This is a genomic window from Bradyrhizobium sp. 191, assembly GCF_023100985.1.
Classification (GTDB): Bacteria; Pseudomonadota; Alphaproteobacteria; order Rhizobiales; family Xanthobacteraceae; genus Bradyrhizobium; species Bradyrhizobium diversitatis.
Genome location: NZ_CP064692.1, coordinates 3,639,609 through 3,656,012 on the forward strand (window position 1 = coordinate 3,639,609; position 16,404 = coordinate 3,656,012).

Sequence of the window (16,404 nt, forward strand, 5' to 3'; positions counted from 1 at the left end):
TGCCGACTTGTGCAGGGTCGGACTGCCGCCATGTTATAGCTCGACCGAGGCCCTCCACGGAGACGATCCATGCCACATCCCGCCATCGTCAAAGACAATGTTGCCGTCATCACGGGCGGCGCATCCGGCATCGGATTTGCCGCTGCCATCGCCTTCGCGCGCACTGGGATGAAGGTATGTGTCGCGGATGTCGACGAGGCACGGTTGGCGGAGACTGCAACAAAACTGTCATCCGTCACGGCACCCGCAAACGTGATGACATCCGCCGTCGATGTCAGCAAGGTCGAGAGCGTGACGGAACTGGAACGCGCGGTGCGCGAGCGGTTTGGCGGCACCGACATCCTCATGAACAATGCCGGCATCCAGCCGGGCAGCACGCTGTTCGGCGAGCCCGACCATTGGCAACGCATCATCGGCGCCAACATGTGGGGCATCATCAACGGCTCGCGAATCTTCGCGCCGAACATGATCGCGCGCGGCAAACCGGGCCTGATCATCAACACCGGTTCCAAGCAGGGCATCACCACGCCGCCGGGCGACCCCGCCTACAATGTCTCGAAGGCCGGCGTGAAGGCGTTCACCGAGGCGCTCCAACACGAGCTGCGCAACACGAAGGGCTGCCACATCACGGCGCATCTGTTGATCCCGGGCTTCGTCTTCACCGGCCTGACCGCGAAGGGACGCACCGAGAAGCCGGCCGGCGCCTGGACACCGGATGAGACGGTCGATTTCATGCTGGCACGGCTGGAAGCCGGCGATTTCTACATCCTCTGCCCGGACAACGACGTGCCCCGGGCCCTCGACGAGAAACGCATGCTCTGGGCTATGGGCGACATCGTCGAGAACCGCCCGCCATTGTCGCGCTGGCACCCGGACTATGCCGATGCGTTCAAGAAGTTCGTGGAAGAACGCTGACTGTGGCGAGGAGCTGGAGCGCCGCAGCACGGTGAGGTCAGGGGGCCTGGCTACAACGTCTCTTGCTTGTGCCCACACTGCTTGCAGGCGAACTTAACGCGGGCCTGGCCCTTTTCCGCCTGGACCCGGTTCGGGGCGCCGCATTTGCCGCAGACCGCCTCGATGCGGGTCGTGCCCTGCTTGACGACGATGGTCTTCTTTTCCATCGATTCGCGGATCAGGCGTTCGGCCTCCTCGCGCAGGGATTGTTTCGACAAAGCTCGTCTCCGCCTCTGGAAAGCGCGAGAGCCATAACGCACCTGCATTCGAAGCACAATGCGTGATGAGACCGCCGGCCCCTCGACCGCATGCGAGCTGGTCCACAGGCGCGGGGGAGCGGCGGAGGCCCATTGCTCCGTCGCTACTCTATTGCCGGGACGGGCTCAAGCCGCCCCGCCAGACCAATCTGGAACGAAATCCGAATTTTGAGATGACTAGGAACGAACATTCTGAGGGCCCGTTGTCGCCGTAGTTTCCCTCACAGCGCGAGCCGTCCCATGTACCACCACGTCAAGAAGCTGATGTTCACCGTGCGCGTCGACGAACCCGATCCGCGCTTCGGCAATATGCTCCTCGAGCAGTTCGGCGGCGCCAACGGGGAACTTGCGGCGGCGATGCAATATTCGATTCAGGGGCTGAATTGCGAGGATCCCGACCGCAAGGACCTGTTGATGGATATCGGCACCGAAGAGCTCAGCCATCTCGAAGTCGTCGGTTGCCTTGCCCGCATGCACCTCGCGCCTTCGAAGAACGATCGCCAGGCGGCCGAAGCCGATCCGCTGATTGCGATTGCCGGCGGCGGCGGCGTCAACCTGTTCAATTCGCAAGGCAATCCCTGGACTGCCGACTATCTCAAGATCACCGGCGAGCTCGACGTCGATCTCCGCAGCAACATCGCCGCCGAAGCACGGGCAAAGATCGTCTACGAACGACTGATCAATTTCTGCGACGACGCCGGCAGCAAGGACGCGCTGCAGTTCCTGATGACGAGAGAGATTACCCATATGAAGGCGTTCGCACGGGCACTCGAAAGCCTGTCGAAGCCGGCCTTCAGCATCGGCAGGATCGCGCCGACGCCGGGCCTCGTGAACCAGTATTTCAACGATTCCACCGGCAGCGGTGATCACGGCGAGATCGACACCCGCGGCCCCTGGAACGAAGGCGAGGACTGGGTATTCACAGAATCGCCTGCCCTCCAGTCTTCGGACCCCGGCGCGGCCCCGTCGATCGTCGCGGAGAGCTCGTCGCCCGTCGACGAGGCGGGCCTCACCGACCTTCTGCTTCACGAGCTGCGCGACATCCTCCATGCCGAGAAGCAGTTGACCAAGGCGCTTCCCAAGATGGCCCAGGCCGCGCGCTTCGACCAGCTGCGTGAATTGTTCGAGCAGCATCTGGCCGAGACGGAGAACCAGGTCGAGCGCATCAACGAATGCTTCGAGCTGCTCGGCGAGAATGCGCGAGCCAAGCCATGCAAGGGTATGATGGGCCTGATCGAGGAAGGCCAGGAAGTCATGAAGGAAGGCGAAGAGAAGGAGGACGCAGCCGCCGACCTTGCACTGATCTCGGCGGCCCAACGCGTTGAACATTACGAGATGTCCGGCTACACCACCGCACGCAACCTTGCGCAGCAGCTCCGGCACAGCGCCATCGTCGCGCTGCTGTCGAAGTCGCTCGCGGAGGAGGAGAACGCCGATCTCCTGCTCAATCAGGTGGCGCGGTCGCTGATGTCCGTGGCGAAGATGCCCGCGGCGCTGGAGCAGGCAGAATAGACAGCGCCCGTCGCGACGCGCAGACTCGCCGAGCTCAACCGCCCCGCGCCATCGCGCGCGGGGCAGCAGGCATGCCCATCATCCCAAGTGTGCTTCCAACGGGTGAGACCGCTGCGGCCTGTGCGGCCGGCGAGCGCAGTTCCAACCGCGCCGCGCTCGCGCGCAGCATCGCCGCGTCGAGCCTGCCCTGCCGCGATGCATCCAGGGCACAGGAAAAGACCCGATAGAATTGCGCGCCGTCATAGGCGACCAGCAGCATGTCGACGCCGGCGTTGATCGCCTCCACTACGGCCCTGCAGACGTCGTTCTGGTAGATTGCGCCCATGACGAGATCGTCCGTCATCACCACGCCCTGGTAACCCCATTTCCCACGAACGATTCCCTCGACCACACGCTTCGAATGCGATGCGGCGCGGTCGGGATCGACAGCGGTGAGCGTGACATGGCCGACCATCAGAGCGCTCCGCGAGTGCGACAGCACCTCGCGGAACGGCAGCCAGTCGGTTGCCTCCAATTCCTTCACCGGCGTGTCGAGACTGGCGCTGAAATGATGCGTGTCATCGCGCACGCGCCCAATGCCGGGGAAATGCTTGAGCGTGGCACCGACGCCCGACTCCTCCAGCCCCCGGACATAGGCGCTCGCGATCGTGCTGACGACCGCGGGATCGGCCGCGATCGCGCGCTGGCCGATCAGCGTGTGAAAATCGAGGCGATTGCGGCGAACCGGCGGCTTCAGGTCGAGCACCGGCGCGAGATTGAGGTTGACGCCGAGATCTGCAAGCTCTCGGCCGTGGATGCGGCCGAACTCTTCTGCCCTGGCCTGCTGGTCGCCGGGCGCGAGCCCGGTGAGCGTCGCCAGTGCCGGCACCTTGGTCAGCGGCGGCGCGAGATGCCCGACGATGCCGCCCTCCTGATCGGCCGCAACGACCAGCGGCGGTAGGCCTGCGGCGCGCCGCTTGTGCTGAAGCGCCGCGATCTCGGCCCGCAGCGCCTCGATCGTCCGTCCCCGGATGTTGTGCCGGGTGACGTAGACGCCGCCGATCAATCCCTGCTCGGCGAGACGCGCAACCTCCGGAAAGGACGAATACCCGACCATGAAATGTGGTCCGAGCTGGCGAGCCTCGGCGGCGCTCACGCTGAGAACGGCGTGCTTGCGCAGCTCGAACCTGACATGCGCGGCGGACATCAGCAGCGGCGGCAGGCACCAGAGCGTGACGAGCAGCTTGCCCGCAATGCTGCGCCAATGCCCGCGACGCAGCAGGACGATGACGACCAGGATGCTTGCGACGACAAGCGCGATGTTTCCGGCGCCGCGTAGCACGAGCAAATAGGGGTCATTCTTGTTCGCTGCCGCGAATGCGGCGAGCGGCGTGGCCAGCCAGAGCAGGACGAGACAGAGGCGATTGAGGAATTGCATGATGCAGCACTCGCGATTGGAGCGAATGCTTCGCACCTATCAAAGCGGTTGACGCTGCGCGAGAGACAAACTCGGGTCTGCACGAAAACTGCAAAAGACTCCTGAAACCGTGCAGGCGATGATCCCGACTTCTGCACGAGCGCCGTCCAGAATTCGTGATGCCCCATCACGGAGAATCTTCTGGACATGACGAGCCTGGCTTCGACATCGACGACGGACATTCCACCGATCAGGCCTTCGGCACTGTCGGCCAAGCTCGCAATGGCACTGCTGCTCGCCGCACTTGGCGACTTTCTGCTCTACGGCCGGCGGATCGGAATGTCCCTGGTGATCCTGGCGGTCGCGATTGCCTGCGCCTCTCTGCTTGCCAACCGTGCGGCGCTGGACTTTCGCCGCGCAGTAACCGGCGGCGCGATCGTTGCACTCGGTCTCGTGCCGGCCGTGGAGGAGCTCACTCCGCTCTCGTTGCTGATCCTCGTCGCAGCGCTGGCCATCGCCTTGCTGCTCGCAACCAATCCGGAGACGACCGGCCTCGCGGAACGCGCCCGCCCACTGCGAAACCTTGTCCTGTTCGGTCCCTTCAGATTCTTCCCCGACGCGCTTCAGGTCTGCAACATGTCGGCGTTCACCCGCGGCATCGCGCTCTGGTTGATGCCGGTGGTGCTGAGCACCGTGTTCGTGGCGCTGTTCGCCGCCGCCAATCCGGTGATCGAGCAATGGGTGTCGCTGCTCAATCCGAAGATCATCTTCGAATATGTCAGCGTCTGGCGCGTGCTGTTCTGGATCCTGATGCTGGCGCTGGTCTGGCCGTTCATCCATGTGCGCTGGCGGCGCAAGAAGGTTGCCGCCGCCGAAACGGACGTCGCGGAGCCGCTGCCGCCCTTCGTGTCGCCGGAGTTTCTGGGCCCCTCCACCATCCTGCGCTCGCTGATCTTGTTCAATCTGCTGTTCGCGGCACAGTCGATTCTCGACGCCATCTATCTCTGGGGCCACGTCGCGCTGCCCGAGAACCTGACCTATGCGTCCTACGCCCATCGCGGCGCCTACCCGCTGATCGCGACCGCGCTGCTCGCTGCCGCCTTCGTCCTGGTCGCGATGCGACCGGGCGGACCGGCCGAGAAATCGAAGGTGATCCGGCCGCTGGTCTATCTCTGGGTCGGGCAGAACGTGCTTCTGGTCGCCTCCTCCATCCTCCGCCTCGATCTCTATGTCGACATCTACATGCTGACTTACTGGCGCATCGCGGCCTTCATCTGGATGGGGCTGGTCGCGCTCGGACTGGTCCTGATCGTGACCCGCATCGCCCTCAACCGGTCCAACCAATGGCTGATCGGCGCCAACCTGATCGCGTTGACGATCGTGCTGTACGGCTGCTCGCTGGTGAACTTCGACGCCTTCATTGCCGACTACAATGTCACCCACAGCCGGGAGGCATCGGGCAACGGCGTGCAGATCGACATCGACTATCTCCTGACGCTCGGGCCGCAGGCGCTGCCCGCCATCGACAGGGCGATCGCGCTGCGGCCCGGCGCCAGCGAGGGCTGCCTTGTGTCACAGCGAGACAGGCTTGTAGAACAGCAGCGCCAGGACCTGGCCTGGCGGAGTTGGAGCTTCCGAAGCTGGCGGCTCCAGCGCAGGCTGGACGCCCAGGGCGGAAACCAGGTCCGGCAGCCGGTTGGCGGGCTGACGAGACAGCGGAGAATTTCTTGGCGAATCGCATTCTCATCGTCGACGACGAGGGCCACATTCGCGAGGTCATCCGCGTCGCCCTGAAGAAGGCCGGCATGGACGTGATCGAGGCGCGCGACGGCAAGGAGGCGCTTCTCCGCTTTGCCGCCGACAGGCCCGACCTCATCGTGCTCGACATCGGCATGCCCGAGTTCGACGGCCTCGACGTTTGCCGCGAGATCCGCAAGACGTCCGACGTGCCGATCCTGTTCCTGTCGGCCCGCGACGAGGAGATCGACCGCATCCTCGGCCTCGAGATCGGCGGCGACGACTACGTGACCAAGCCGTTCAGCCCGCGCGAGCTGGTGGCGCGGGTCAACGTCATCCTGCGTCGCCTCAGCCCGCGCAATGGCGAGGCCAAGGCGGTTCCCACCGCGCTGTCGCAAGGCAGTCTCCTGATCGATCCCGAACAGCACGTGGCTTCATTTGCAGGGACACCGCTGAAACTGACCGCGATCGAGTTCGGTATCCTGCGCGCCTTCCTGACCCGCCCCACATCGGTTTTCAATCGCGAGCAGCTGATGCGGGCCGCCTATCAGCTCAACATCCAGGTCTCCGACCGCACCATCGACAGCCACATCCGCAATATCCGCGCCAAGCTCGCGGCGCTGGCTTGCGACAACATCATCGAGACCATCCACGGCGTCGGCTTCAAGCTCGGCCGCTGCGAGAAAGAGGCATGAGCGCGGCGCCAGATAAATGGCGGCCGTCGCTGGGGCTGGTCATCTTCACGGTGCTGGCCACCGTCGCCATCCTGCCACTGGTCGGCCTGTTCTTCTTTCGCCTCTACGACAACCAGCTCATCCGACAGACCCAGGCCGAGCTGATCGCGCAGAGCCGCGTGCTGGCGACGATCTATGCGCAGGAGGTTGCAGCAAGGCTCGATAGCGGCCTCACGCTGGGCGCCGCGGTGCCACCGGGCGTGCTGCCCGATCCCGGTGACCGGGTCACGCCGATCCGCCCCGGGCTCGACCTCACCGCGAACGATCTGCTGCGGCGGCGGCCGGATGCCCAGGCTGCACCCGGGCCGGCGCAGCCCGCCTATGTCGAGATCGGCGCAAGACTGACGCCGATCATCCGCGAGACGCAGAAGGTGACGCTGGCGGGCTTTCGCATCCTCGATCCGCAAGGCGTGGTGATCGCCGGCCGGCAGGAGGTCGGGCAATCCCTTGCGCACATCGAGGAGGTCGCGGACGCGCTGCACGGGCAATACCGCGCCACCTTGCGCAACCGCGTGCCGGACAAGCCGCCACCGCCGATCTATTCCTTCAGCCGGGGCCTCGGCGTGCACGTGTTCTCGGCGATGCCGGTCATTGTCGACAATCGCGTCGCGGGGGTGATCTACGCCACGCGGACGCCGAGCAACATCTTCGACCACCTTTACCAGGAGCGGGCCAAGTTCGTGCTGGCGGGGCTGGCCGTGCTCCTCGGCACCATCGCGATCGGGCTCGTGTTCTCGCGCACCATCACGCTGCCGATGCGCGAGCTGATCGATCGCGCCGCCAGAATCGGCCGCGGTGACCGCGAGGCGTTCCGGCCGCTCCGGCACTACGGCACACGGGAGTTCGCCCAGCTCTCGCACAGCTTCCTCGGCATGGCCGAGCAGCTGGCGCGGCGTTCGGACTACATCGCGACGTTCTCGGCACACCTCACCCACGAACTGAAATCGCCGCTGACATCGATCAAGGGCGCGGCCGAGCTGTTGCAGGATTCACTTCAAGGCAAGGCCGAGGGCCTGACGCCGGCCGAGCAGACGACATTCATCGCCAACATCCTGTCCGACACCCAGCGGCTGGAGGCGATGGCGCAGCGGCTGCGCGAGCTCGCCCGCGCCGAAAGCCTGCCGCAGAACGAGCGCACCGAGCTCGCGCCCGTGATCGCCGACCTCCGGAACAGGTTTCCGGCAAGCTCGATCGAAGCCAGCGGCAGCCTCGACCGGGCGATCGGCATGTCCGGCGAGAAGGCGCTGATCGTGCTGTCGCATCTCGCCGACAACGCGGTGCGGCACAAGGCCGGGACGATCAGGCTGGAGGCGGTCGACGAGCGCACCACCCTGCGGCTGACCGTGAGCAACGACGGCGAGCTGATCTCGGCGCCCAACCGCGACCGGATTTTCGATGCGTTCTTCACCACCCGCCGCGACCAGGGCGGTACTGGAATGGGGCTGGCGATCGCGCGGGCGGTGATGGCGAGCCATGGCGGCTCGATCAGGCTCAAGCCGACCGGCGACGGCGTCGCCTTCGAGCTCCAATTCCCTGTGGCCTGAGGTGCAATGCGCATCGCCCCTCAGCTTTCTTGTTGAGGCATGATCTATCCGGAAAACCGCTTCACACTTTTCCGGATCATGCCTCAGATCGCGAACACCCAGGCGGCGACGATGGTGCCGATGGTGACGAGACCTGCGATGGTCCAGCCCGCGGCATATTCAAGCTCAGGATGACCGGTCGCCCGCATGATCTCGACCGGATCGGCGGTATGCTTCTCTGCCATGACAGCCTCGCACGTTTCTTCCCGCGTCATAGATAAGTCGCAGCAGCCGCCATTAGGTTCCATCACGGAAATGCGAGGCATGACGCAGCTTGGTTTGTTCGCCGAACCGGAAGCGGGCCCTGCGGGGCTTCGCCATACGGACGACTTCATCGATGCCGCGGTCGAGCAGGACTTGATCGACCGCATCGCAGCATTGCCGCTCCAGCGCTTCCAGTTCGGCGCCTTCGAGGGCAACCGGCGCGTGGCATCGTTCGGCTATCGCTATGACTATTCGCTGCAGCGTCTGGCCGAGGCGGAGCCGATCCCGGACTGGCTGCTGCCCGTCGCGCGGCAGGTCGAGGCATGGGCGCGGCTGGCGGAGGGCAGCGTTCGGCAGGTGCTGTGCACCGAATATGAGGTTGGCGTCGGCATCGGCTGGCACCGCGACAAGCCGCACTTCGACAAGGTCCTGGGCCTGTCGCTCGGCTCGCCCTGCAAATTCCGCTTCCGCCGCCGCAACGGGGACAGATGGGAACGCCACACGCTCGAGGCCCTGCCGCGCTCGCTCTACATGATGGAGGGCGAGGCGCGGTCGCAATGGGAGCACAGCATTCCGCCGGTCGAGGCGCGCCGCTACTCCATCACCTTCCGGACGATGAAGCGGGCCTGACGGGTGGTCCAAAACAAAAACTGCGAAAACAACCCCATGCACAGTAGGAAGCCATTTCCGCTGCGGGCCCAGGTGGCGCCGGGTAACAGCTTGACGGACCGGGACAAAATGGCCGCGCCGCGCAATCGTCGCGCGGTCCGCGAACTTGCGGTCCAATCCGCGGCTGCTTGCCAGACTGAGGCCCGCGCCACGCCGGCCGCCTGCCGGGCGAAGGTGCCGTGAATTCGCCTCAACATCAGCCAACTAATGAGGCGAATTGAAAAGACAGGCCCAATCGGCAAGCCAATATCGGTCCGCGAGGCCGGCATCACCATGAAGAACTACCTGGCATTTTTCCTGCTTTTGACCATGACCGCGGCCTCCGCACACGGAGTTTTGCCGGCGCGGCTATCGCCGCCCACCGGGCTCATCCAGGCGGGCCTCACCGACAGCGGCACCACCGCCGGCGGCACCGCCCGGCTGTGCGAGCAGGTCACCTTCTCGCGCGGTCTGCGCTATGGCGAGAGCGAGGCCAACGTGCTCGACGTCGCGACCAGCGCGACCAAGGCGGACACGCCGCGGCCTGTGCTGCTGTTCGTGGCGGGCGACACCTTTACCGGCGACCGCGCGGCGCCGGAGCTGTCGCGCCAGATCCAGGACCAGGCCATGTGCTTTGCCGCGCGCAACGAGATGATCGGGGTCCGCGTCAACTATCGCCTGGCGCCCGCGGCGACCTGGCCCGCCGGCGCGTCCGATGTGGCGGCGGCGCTATCCTGGGTTCACGGCAATATCGACCTCTTCAACGGCGATCGCCGCGAGATCGTCGCAGTCGGCTACGGCGCGGGCGCCTTCCATGTCGCCACCCTGCTGGCCCATCCCGAGTTGCAGACCGACGGCGCCGACGTCGCCGGCGTTGTGCTGGTGTCCGGGATCTACCGCGTTGGCAAGGAGGCGAGCGACAGCGAGAAGGCCTATCTCGGCACCGACCCCACCCAGTACGACAGCCGATCGGTCTTCCCAGGCATCCTCAATGTCGATGTGCCGATCGTGCTGGCCTGGGCCGTGGACGATTCCTCCGGCCTCGTGGCGCAGGGCGAAACCCTGAAGAAGACGCTCTGCGGTGCCGGCCACTGCCCGCGCAGCACGCTGCTGCGCAGCCGCGAAGGTATCGCGAGCGCCTTCGGCCTCGACGGCTCCGGCGAGAGCCTCGCCGAGCCGACGCTGCTGCTGGTGCGTCAGCTCGAGGCGCGCGGGCTGCCGTAGCGAAGGCTCGGGGATACATAGCTGTAACAGAGCGTCAGCACGTCTGCCCCTTTAGGTCGAGGCCGTCAGCCCCGCTACTTTGAAGTGGGCCGGCAAGCCACACGATTGACAAACGCTTGACCTAGACGGAGCGGCCTTGGTGTGGGGCCAACGACAAGGTGTCGAACATGCGCGTCACCGGCAGACTGCTGCTCGTGTTGATCGCCGCCTTCGCCTCGCTCGGGGCGATGTCCCAGCAACGTGCCGAGCAACCGACAAGCAACGAGGAAATCCGCATCGGCAATGTCATGCCGTATTCGGGACCGCTCTCGGAGTTCGGCGCCATCGGCCAGGCGGAAGCCGCCTATTTCGACATGATCAACGCGCGTGGCGGGATCAACGGCCGCAGGATCCGCTTCATCACGCGCGACGACAATTCCGATCCGGCGACTGCGCTGGAGCTGACGCGCAATCTGGTCGAGACCGAGGATGTGCACCTGATGTTCGGCTCGTTCGGCACGCCCGGCAATCTCGCCACGCGCTGGTACCTGAACGAGAGGAAGATCCCGCAGCTTTTCGTCGCCTCCGGCGACGAGGAGCTGAGCAAGGCCAAGGCGTTTCCCTGGACCATGGGTTGGCAGCCGTCGTTCAGGTCCGAGGGGCGCATCTACGCCAACTACATCCAGGCCTACTACCCCAGGAAGAAGATCGTGGTGCTCTGGCAGAACGACCAGTTCGGGCGCATGCTCTACAAGGGCATCCAGGAAGGCCTCGGCGATCTCAACCGTCACGTCCTCGTCGACATCGCCTTCGACATTGCCGACGAGCATCTCGACGGGCACGTCTCGATCCTCAAACGCGCGGGCGCCGACATCTTCGTCTTTCTCGGCGTGCCGTCGACGGCATCCAAGGTGATCAAGCTGGCGGCGTCCTTCAACTGGCATCCGGTCTTCATCGTCAACGATGCCTCCGCCTCGATCGCCAATGCGATGGCGCCCGCGGGCCTCGAGAACTCGGCCGGTGTGATCTCGGCGGCTTTTCTGAAGGATCCGAGCGATCCCGCCTGGAAGGACGATCCCGCGATGAAGGATTGGTTCGCCTTCATGGACAAGTACCATCGGGTCGAAAGCACCAACAACAGCGCCGCACTCTATGGCTACGCCGCGGCCGAGGCGCTGACGCAGGTGCTGAAGCAATGCGGCGACGACTTCTCGCGCGAGAACATCATGCGTCAGGCGGCTTCGCTCAGGGACTATCATCCGTCCGTGGCGCTGCCCGACATCCGGATGAATACTTCGCCCAGCAACTACCTGCCGATCAGGCAGATGCGGCTGGTCCAGTTCGACGGCCGTTCCTGGCAGCCGTTCGGCGAGGTGATCGAGACGGCCTTCACGGAAGGCGCGGCAAGGTGAGCTTCGCGTCAGCGCGCCGTTGCGGACAGCAGCGCGACGACGGCTCCTACCATTTGCTGGGCCACCCCTCTCCCCCGCCCTCCCCCGCAAGGGGGGAGGGAGCGCAGCAGGATGCGCCGTTACACTGTACCTCGCTGCGCCATGGCAATGATGAGAACGAGCTCGCGCCACAACAAAGGTATGTTCCCTCCCCCCTTGCGGGGGAGGGTTAGGGAGAGGGGTGCCGCACGGGGACTCTCGCGATCGAAACGAACGTTACGCGCGGCCGCCGCCTTCACGCCGGCTTGAGCGAGGCCAGCGCATTTTCCAGCAGCGAGCGCACGCGTGCGGCATCGCCTGACTTCACCACGGCGGGGTCGAGATAGAGTTCGAGGCCCGGGGCGCGCTCGGTGATGATACCGCTGTTCTCCGCCGCCGCGTCGCTCAGCGCGTCCACCGAATAGGGAATGACCTCGCGGCTGATACCCTTCATCGTGATCGCCGGCAGTGCATGGGCGCGGACGATGTCGCTGACGAGGGCGAAGGTCTCGTAGCTCAGCACGATGCCGCCGGGCTCGGCGATCGATTGCAGGCGCGCGGCGAGGTTCGCCTCCGCACCGATGATGGTATAGTCCATGCGGTCGGCGCTGCCGAAATTGCCGACATTGCAATAGCCGGAATTGATGCCCATGCGCGAGCGGAACGGCTGCTCGATGCCGGAGGCGCGCCATTTCGCATTGAGCTCGGCGAGGCGCTGCTGCATGCGCCAGGCCATCTGCAGGCAGGCCTGCGCATCGGCGCGGTCGCCCCTGGTCTCGGGATCGCCGAAGAAGATCAGCATGGCGTCGCCGATGAACTTGTCGATGGTGCCGCCATATTCGTGGGCGATCGCCGACATCTCCGTGAAATATTCGTTGAGGAGCTGCGTCAGCTGCTCCGGCTGCAGCCGCTCGGCGGTCGCAGTGAAATTCTGGATGTCGGAGAAGAAGATGGTGAGCTTCTTGCGCTCGGTGTGGATGGTGACGTCCTTCTGGCCGGAGAAGATGCTCTTGTAGACCTGGGGCGGGATGTAGCGCGAGATCTTCATCGAGAGCGAGGCGAGGAAGTCGTTGGCGGATTCGAGCTCCTTGTTCATGCCCTTGATCCGGCGCGCCTGGCGGCGCTGCAGCGAGAGGAACGACAGGCCGCTGCCGGCGGCGATCACGAAATAGGCCAGCAGGAACTTGAACGAGAAGATGTTGGCGGCGATCGGCTGGGCGATGATCACCTCCTGGATGCCGCGGACATCGCCCACCTTCCAGTCCGTCTTCGGGCTTTCGGGGTGGCTGTTGTGGCAGCTCACGCAGGCCGGCCCCATGGTGACGGGGGCGACCAGGCGGACCTTGTCGTTGAACAGCGAGGTCTCGGTCTCGACGATCTTCTGCTCGGGATCCTTCCGCAGCGCATCGAGCGCGTCCTTCTCGAACTTGTCGAGCTGGTGCGGGGCACGGTTCTGGAACGGGAAGTCGGAGACGAAGCGGTAGGTGATGTTCTCCTGCTGCGCGCCGATCACCCGGCCGAGCTCGAGCGACAGCGTTGCCGGAATCGGGATCGCGCCGGGGATGGATTCGTAATTGTGCACCACCCGCGTCGTGCCGTTGGGATTGGCCAGCACCCGCCCGACCACGTTGGTCGCGTAGTAGCTGCGCACGCTCGTGATCACCGAGTTGAGATCGATGGCCTGCCGGCGCAGCGCCGTCTTGCTCAGCTCGGTCAGGTCCAGCCACACCGCGAGCGGCAGGGCGAGGAGCAGGAAGGCGATCACGGCGCCCGTGAGAATGCCGCTCTTGCGCTGATCTTCGGCGATCTCTTGTTTCACTCTGTGGCTCCGCCGTGTGCGATTTTGTCGCAAACCCGTCGGGATTTGCGGCAAAGAATGCGGCAGCACAGAGCCAACAATCGCGGGCCCGCGCAACCCCATTTTATGGTGGTCGGGCGAAGCGCCCTTTTCGTTTCATCACGGATGTTTAAGATCGGCCGCGTCTGCATCCGCCCCGCCGGGAGAAGCCCATGACCGAGACCATTCGCATCAAGCGCTTCCACGCGCGCCCCGTGATGGTGCCGATGAACCTGCCGCTCCAGACCTCGACCGGGGCAATCGCCAGGGCGCCGCTGCTGCTGATCGACTGCGAGACTGACCAGGGCGCGGTGGGCCATGCCTATCTGTTCTCGATCACGCCCTCGGCCTTGAAGCCGCTGACGGCGATGGTCACGGAAATGTCAGACCTGCTCGCCGGCGACGAGCTGCTGCCGTTCGAGATCGAGCGCAAGCTGAGCCAGCGCTTCACGCTGCTGGGCCTCGCCGGGCTGCAACGGCTGGCCCAATCCGGCATCGACATGGCGGCCTGGGACGCGCTGGCCCGCACACGCGGCCTGCCGCTGGCCCGCCTGCTCGGCGGCGCGCCGAAACCGGTCAGGGCCTACAATTCGAAGGGGCTCGGCATCATGCCCGCCGGCGCCGCGGTCGAGGAAGCCCACAAGCTGCTGGCCGAGGGCTTTCGGGCGGCGAAGATCCGCGTCGGCCGGCCCGATGCGCGGGAGGACCTCGCCGTCGTCCGCGCGGTGCGCAAGGCGGTCGGCGACGAGATCACGCTGATGTGCGACTACAACCAGGCCCTGACGGTGACCGAGGCGATCCGCCGCGGCGAGATGCTCGACGACGAGGGCCTCACCTGGATCGAGGAGCCGATCCGCCACGACGATTATCCCGGCTGCGCCCGCATTGCCGACGCGCTGCATACGCCGGTCCAGATCGGCGAGAATTTCGACAGCGCCTTCTCGATGCAGGCGGCGCTCTCGGCGGAAGCCTGCGACTACGTGATGCCCGACGTGCAGCGCATCGGCGGCGTCACCGGCTGGCTCCGCGCCGCCGCGCTGGCGCACGCCGCCGGCATCGAGATGTCGACGCACTTGTTCTCGGAAGTGAGCGCGCATCTGCTCTGCGTGACGCCGACCGCGCACTGGCTGGAATATGTCGACTGGGCCGACGCGGTGCTGGCGACGCGGCTGACGATCAAGGATGGCTTCGCACTGCCGGGCGAAGAGCCGGGGAATGGGATTGCGTGGGACGAGGCCGCGGTGAAGAAATATCTGGTGGGGTGATCGCGAGGTGCCGGGTCTCTCATATCGCCATTGCAAGCACACGATCTCCTCCCTCGTTGCGAAAGCGTGCGACACGGACTAACGATCCGCTATGACCACTTGGCGCCCCCACCCCCACATCCGCGTCGTCGCGATCGGCCTGCACTGGCGCGGCGGGCGGCTGCTGGCGGCCGAGGTGCGCGACGATGCCGGCCGGGTGAAAGGCGTGCGCCCGCTCGGCGGCGAGATCGAGTTCGGCGAGAGCTGGCGGGCGGCGCTGGTACGGGAATTCAGCGAAGAGCTCCGCATCGACGTCACCATCATGGGCGAACCACTGGTGATGGAGAACATCTTTGTGCACGAGGAATCGACCGGGCACGAGGTGATGTTCATCGCGGATGTCGCGTTTCCGGATGGCGCATTCGCCGGCCAGGAGCGCATCGACTTCCGCGAGGACAACGGAGAACAAATCGTCGCGCGCTGGTTCGATCTTGCCGATCTCGACCTGGACGGCGGACCGGAGCTCTATCCGACCGGGCTGAAGGACTTGCTGCGCGGGAGCAAACTCGACGTTCCGTCATCTTGAGGCCCGAGTGGCGCGATGCGAAAGCATCGCGCCGGGAGCCTCGAAGGATGAACGGCCCGGATGCAGCCGGGCCGTCGCCCTTCGAGGGCCGCTGAGGAAGCGGCCACCTCAGGGTGACGGTCCGTAGGAATGTGGGGCAACCGCATGGCCCGCAAGGCTACCACACCTCCGCGCCGGGAATTTTCTTCCGCATCGCCATCCGTTGGATCCAGATGCAGCGGCGGATGGATCTGTTGGAGCGGCCGATGGCGGAGATCCCCTCGCCGGCCTGAAGCAGCGGCGCCACGTTCCGGCGCAAGCTGCGGCAGCGCTGGAGCTCGGCCTGCCAGTCCACGATCGCGGCGTCGGCGCGCGATGCCATCAGCGTCAGCATTGCCACGCCGAGACAGCTCGCCCACATCGTTTCTCTCACTGCGATCGGCCTCCGTCGCGCTTGTAGCGGAAGTCGCAATGGGAGGCGCCTTGCATGATCGTCTGCGTGCGCGTGAGCTTGATGTCGGGACCAAAACCTTCTGCGGCGGCAAAGTCCGCGGTGCAGATCAGGAGGAAACCGAGCTCCGGCTCGCCCAGCGCCTTGTAGAATTCGGCATAGGCGCAGCGCGTCACGTCGAAAGCGAACGCGTCATGCGTATGCTCGATGACGTCATAAGCGAGCGCATCGTCGCGGGCATAGGTGCGGAAGGCCGACGACACGGCCTTGCCGAGATCGCTCTCGTTCTTGGCCTTCCAGAATTCCTCGCCGAAGCGGCGATAGAGATCGCCGAGCGCCTTGCGCACCAGCGCGTTGGCGCGCAGCTCGCCGAGCTCGGCCTGCAATGCCTTGACCAGCGGCACCAGCACCTGCGCCTGGATCTTGGCCTGTTCGATGACGGGCACGGTCATGGGCGGCCTCGCGTGGAAGGCTGCATCTTAGCCAGGATCGAATGCACAGCGTAAACCGGGAAAACGGCAGGGAGCAAACCGCGGGTTGCGCTGCGCTCCATCCAGGCTACGGGACGTTCCTATGGATACCGAACAGGCCGCACCAGTCGGTCTACGCCCTCTAGGCTACGCCGGACACGCATCGCCGCAATCATTCC

Annotated in this window: 17 protein-coding genes; 10 read left to right on the plus strand and 7 right to left on the minus strand. The window is 65.3% G+C overall.

Translation table 11 applies throughout. The features are described 5' to 3' along the window. The first annotated feature begins 69 nt into the window (after positions 1–69). Positions 70–915, plus strand: coding sequence for an SDR family NAD(P)-dependent oxidoreductase (locus IVB23_RS16845; RefSeq protein ID WP_061879055.1), 846 nt, complete (start codon positions 70–72; stop codon positions 913–915). 50 nt (positions 916–965) lie between these two features. On the opposite strand, the gene IVB23_RS16850 is transcribed toward IVB23_RS16845, so the two are convergent. After that, entirely contained in the window at positions 966–1,172 is a 207-nt protein-coding gene (locus IVB23_RS16850) for a hypothetical protein (RefSeq protein ID WP_061879056.1), read from the minus strand. Between the two features lie 279 nt (positions 1,173–1,451). Between IVB23_RS16850 and IVB23_RS16855 the strand changes: the two genes are divergently transcribed. Next, positions 1,452–2,723, plus strand: coding sequence for a DUF892 family protein (locus tag IVB23_RS16855; RefSeq protein ID WP_061879057.1), 1,272 nt, complete (start codon positions 1,452–1,454; stop codon positions 2,721–2,723). Between the two features lie 34 nt (positions 2,724–2,757). Here the strand turns inward: IVB23_RS16855 and IVB23_RS16860 are convergent, their stop codons facing one another. Further along, on the minus strand, positions 2,758–4,140 hold the full coding sequence (locus IVB23_RS16860) for a glycoside hydrolase family 3 N-terminal domain-containing protein (RefSeq protein ID WP_247804373.1): 1,383 nt from the start codon (positions 4,138–4,140) through the stop codon (positions 2,758–2,760). Between the two features lie 186 nt (positions 4,141–4,326). On the opposite strand from IVB23_RS16860, the gene IVB23_RS16865 reads away from it, so the two are divergent. Genes IVB23_RS16865 through IVB23_RS16875 form a run of 3 tightly spaced genes read left to right on the plus strand, consistent with a single transcriptional unit; the run spans position 4,327 to position 8,134 of the window. Further along, on the plus strand, positions 4,327–5,913 hold the full coding sequence (locus IVB23_RS16865; protein ID WP_247804374.1) for a DUF4173 domain-containing protein: 1,587 nt from the start codon (positions 4,327–4,329) through the stop codon (positions 5,911–5,913). After that, positions 5,847–6,551 (plus strand): response regulator transcription factor, encoded by a 705-nt coding sequence (locus tag IVB23_RS16870; RefSeq protein ID WP_247804375.1) that lies wholly within the window; start codon positions 5,847–5,849, stop codon positions 6,549–6,551. The genes IVB23_RS16865 and IVB23_RS16870 overlap by 67 nt, the downstream gene beginning before the upstream one ends. Then, the gene (locus tag IVB23_RS16875; RefSeq protein ID WP_247804376.1) at positions 6,548–8,134 is read left to right on the plus strand and encodes an ATP-binding protein; all 1,587 of its coding nucleotides are present in this window, start codon (positions 6,548–6,550) and stop codon (positions 8,132–8,134) included. The genes IVB23_RS16870 and IVB23_RS16875 overlap by 4 nt, the downstream gene beginning before the upstream one ends. A gap of 83 nt (positions 8,135–8,217) precedes the next feature. Here the strand turns inward: IVB23_RS16875 and IVB23_RS16880 are convergent, their stop codons facing one another. After that, positions 8,218–8,358: a hypothetical protein gene (locus tag IVB23_RS16880; RefSeq protein ID WP_165935896.1), complete on the minus strand. Its 141-nt coding sequence runs from the start codon at positions 8,356–8,358 to the stop codon at positions 8,218–8,220. Between the two features lie 79 nt (positions 8,359–8,437). Between IVB23_RS16880 and IVB23_RS16885 the strand changes: the two genes are divergently transcribed. After that, on the plus strand, positions 8,438–9,007 hold the full coding sequence (locus IVB23_RS16885) for an alpha-ketoglutarate-dependent dioxygenase AlkB (RefSeq protein WP_247804377.1): 570 nt from the start codon (positions 8,438–8,440) through the stop codon (positions 9,005–9,007). Here IVB23_RS16885 and IVB23_RS16890 read toward each other — a convergent pair. Beyond that, complete coding sequence (locus tag IVB23_RS16890) at positions 8,971–9,321, minus strand: hypothetical protein (RefSeq protein ID WP_247804378.1); 351 nt, start codon at positions 9,319–9,321, stop codon at positions 8,971–8,973. The genes IVB23_RS16885 and IVB23_RS16890 overlap by 37 nt on opposite strands. Here IVB23_RS16890 and IVB23_RS16895 point away from each other — a divergent pair. Together IVB23_RS16895 and IVB23_RS16900 are read left to right on the plus strand one after the other, a co-directional pair. Further along, positions 9,320–10,249 (plus strand): carboxylesterase family protein, encoded by a 930-nt coding sequence (locus tag IVB23_RS16895; protein ID WP_247804380.1) that lies wholly within the window; start codon positions 9,320–9,322, stop codon positions 10,247–10,249. The two genes, IVB23_RS16890 and IVB23_RS16895, sit on opposite strands and share 2 nt — an antisense overlap. 167 nt (positions 10,250–10,416) lie before the next feature. Then, the gene (locus tag IVB23_RS16900) at positions 10,417–11,640 is read left to right on the plus strand and encodes an ABC transporter substrate-binding protein (protein WP_247804382.1); all 1,224 of its coding nucleotides are present in this window, start codon (positions 10,417–10,419) and stop codon (positions 11,638–11,640) included. Between the two features lie 274 nt (positions 11,641–11,914). Here IVB23_RS16900 and IVB23_RS16905 read toward each other — a convergent pair whose 3' ends face one another. Continuing rightward, complete coding sequence (locus IVB23_RS16905; protein ID WP_061879063.1) at positions 11,915–13,477, minus strand: adenylate/guanylate cyclase domain-containing protein; 1,563 nt, start codon at positions 13,475–13,477, stop codon at positions 11,915–11,917. A 191-nt stretch (positions 13,478–13,668) separates the two neighbouring features. On the opposite strand from IVB23_RS16905, the gene IVB23_RS16910 reads away from it, so the two are divergent. Together IVB23_RS16910 and IVB23_RS16915 are read left to right on the plus strand one after the other, a co-directional pair. Further along, the gene (locus IVB23_RS16910; RefSeq protein WP_061879064.1) at positions 13,669–14,760 is read left to right on the plus strand and encodes an enolase C-terminal domain-like protein; all 1,092 of its coding nucleotides are present in this window, start codon (positions 13,669–13,671) and stop codon (positions 14,758–14,760) included. A 91-nt stretch (positions 14,761–14,851) separates the two neighbouring features. After that, the gene (locus IVB23_RS16915; RefSeq protein WP_061879065.1) at positions 14,852–15,325 is read left to right on the plus strand and encodes an NUDIX hydrolase; all 474 of its coding nucleotides are present in this window, start codon (positions 14,852–14,854) and stop codon (positions 15,323–15,325) included. A gap of 157 nt (positions 15,326–15,482) precedes the next feature. Here IVB23_RS16915 and IVB23_RS16920 read toward each other — a convergent pair whose 3' ends face one another. Continuing rightward, complete coding sequence (locus IVB23_RS16920) at positions 15,483–15,725, minus strand: hypothetical protein (protein ID WP_061879066.1); 243 nt, start codon at positions 15,723–15,725, stop codon at positions 15,483–15,485. A gap of 8 nt (positions 15,726–15,733) precedes the next feature. Beyond that, positions 15,734–16,207: an L-2-amino-thiazoline-4-carboxylic acid hydrolase gene (locus tag IVB23_RS16925; protein ID WP_247804384.1), complete on the minus strand. Its 474-nt coding sequence runs from the start codon at positions 16,205–16,207 to the stop codon at positions 15,734–15,736. Between the last annotated feature and the right edge of the window lie 197 nt (positions 16,208–16,404).

Excerpts from the sequence above, each read along its gene's own strand:
- IVB23_RS16900 (WP_247804382.1), top strand. The coding sequence starts at position 10,417 with ATGCGCGTCACCGGCAGACTGCTGCTCGTGTTGATCGCCGCCTTCGCC.
- IVB23_RS16860 (WP_247804373.1), bottom strand. The coding sequence starts at position 4,140 with ATGCAATTCCTCAATCGCCTCTGTCTCGTCCTGCTCTGGCTGGCCACG.
- IVB23_RS16920 (WP_061879066.1), bottom strand. The coding sequence starts at position 15,725 with ATGTGGGCGAGCTGTCTCGGCGTGGCAATGCTGACGCTGATGGCATCG.
- IVB23_RS16845 (WP_061879055.1), top strand. The coding sequence starts at position 70 with ATGCCACATCCCGCCATCGTCAAAGACAATGTTGCCGTCATCACGGGC.
- IVB23_RS16855 (WP_061879057.1), top strand. The coding sequence starts at position 1,452 with ATGTACCACCACGTCAAGAAGCTGATGTTCACCGTGCGCGTCGACGAA.
- IVB23_RS16910 (WP_061879064.1), top strand. The coding sequence starts at position 13,669 with ATGACCGAGACCATTCGCATCAAGCGCTTCCACGCGCGCCCCGTGATG.
- IVB23_RS16865 (WP_247804374.1), top strand. The coding sequence starts at position 4,327 with ATGACGAGCCTGGCTTCGACATCGACGACGGACATTCCACCGATCAGG.
- IVB23_RS16925 (WP_247804384.1), bottom strand. The coding sequence starts at position 16,207 with ATGACCGTGCCCGTCATCGAACAGGCCAAGATCCAGGCGCAGGTGCTG.
- IVB23_RS16895 (WP_247804380.1), top strand. The coding sequence starts at position 9,320 with ATGAAGAACTACCTGGCATTTTTCCTGCTTTTGACCATGACCGCGGCC.
- IVB23_RS16875 (WP_247804376.1), top strand. The coding sequence starts at position 6,548 with ATGAGCGCGGCGCCAGATAAATGGCGGCCGTCGCTGGGGCTGGTCATC.
- IVB23_RS16880 (WP_165935896.1), bottom strand. The coding sequence starts at position 8,358 with ATGGCAGAGAAGCATACCGCCGATCCGGTCGAGATCATGCGGGCGACC.
- IVB23_RS16885 (WP_247804377.1), top strand. The coding sequence starts at position 8,438 with ATGACGCAGCTTGGTTTGTTCGCCGAACCGGAAGCGGGCCCTGCGGGG.
- IVB23_RS16890 (WP_247804378.1), bottom strand. The coding sequence starts at position 9,321 with ATGGTGATGCCGGCCTCGCGGACCGATATTGGCTTGCCGATTGGGCCT.
- IVB23_RS16915 (WP_061879065.1), top strand. The coding sequence starts at position 14,852 with ATGACCACTTGGCGCCCCCACCCCCACATCCGCGTCGTCGCGATCGGC.